Raw genomic sequence first — 1397 nt, 5'->3', positions numbered from 1 at the left:
GTAACATGACCGTTTGCAACAAGTGCCCATCAGGACGTTTACTGACAGTTTTAAGTAATGAAGCATAATGACCCGGTTCAGGCTCATCACCGCCGCCTAAAAATAACCCGAGTTCACCCAAAAATTCCCGCAGGGCTGACAGTTTTTCAATTGAAGGCACTTCATGTACACGATATAAAACCGGTAATTTACTGGAGAGCAGATACTTCGCTGCAGCAACATTGGCCGCGATCATAAACTCTTCAATCAACCGATGCGCATCATTCCGTTTACGTGGTTCAATTGAAGCAATCTTCCGGTTTTCATCAAACAGGAACTGCGTTTCGGTCATTTCAAAATCAATTGCGCCGCGTTTATCACGGGCTTTGAGCATGATATGAAACAATTCATACATGGTTTCAAGACCCGGGAGCACATGAGCGAATTGTTCACGCAATGCCGTATCGCTATCTTGCAGGATGCTGGCAACCTGTTCGTAAATCAGCCGTGCCTTGGAGTTCATTACAGCCTGATGAAATTGATAGGATTCAATTTCACCATCCTGATTGATGATCATTTCGCAGGCCATGCACAAACGATCAACTTCAGGGTTTAACGAGCATAATCCGTTGGATAATGCTTCTGGCAGCATAGGAATGACCTGGCTCGGGAAATATACCGAGGTTGCCCTTTCCTGAGCGTCCTGGTCGAGATCATCTTCAGGTTTAACGTAATATGAAACATCGGCAATGGCGACCCACAGACGCCAGTTACCTGAATCAAGTTTTTCGGCGTAAACAGCATCATCAAAATCACGTGCGTCCGAGCCATCAATAGTGACTAAGGGCAGATCACGTAAATCCAATCTGTCTTTAATTGCTTCCTGTGGAATGGTTTCACCAAAGCTTTCTGCCTGGGCAAGTGCTTTGGGGGACCAGACATGAGGTAATTCAAAGCTGCGCAGCGCAATATCGATTTCCATACCCGGTGCCATGTGATCGCCAAGTACAGCAACAATCTTACCCAGAGGAGAGCGATGTTTATTAGGATGTTCGGTAATTTCGGCTTCAACGATTTGGCCGTCTTTGGCATCCATTAGCTCATGTGCAGGAATCATAATATCCTGACTGATACGACGATTATGCGGTATTAAATAAAACAGGCTGGCATCTGCCTGCAAACGACCCACCACAGTTTGATTGGCCCGCTGTACCACTTCTACAATCGCACCTTCTTTACGACCTTTACGATCAGTGCCACTCACACGGGCTAGTGCGCGATCTCCATGCAAAACCACACGCATTTCTCGTTCGCTGAGAAATAAATCTTCGCCGCCTTCATCGGGGATCAAAAAGCCAAAGCCTTCGGGATGACCCATTACGCGGCCACGGACCAGATTCATTTTGGAAACAATGCCA

General features: G+C 46.6%; 1 protein-coding gene. It reads right to left on the bottom strand.

Features of this window, described 5'->3' with window-relative positions; translation table 11 throughout:
- Positions 1–1397: ribonuclease R family protein (locus B3O33_RS15105; protein ID WP_292363905.1), on the bottom strand; the 1397-nt coding region annotated here is incomplete at both ends.

This window comes from Methylophaga sp. UBA1464, assembly GCF_002325665.1.
In the GTDB taxonomy this organism is placed as follows: domain Bacteria; phylum Pseudomonadota; class Gammaproteobacteria; order Nitrosococcales; family Methylophagaceae; genus Methylophaga.
This window is presented reverse-complemented; position numbering and strand designations above follow the sequence as displayed.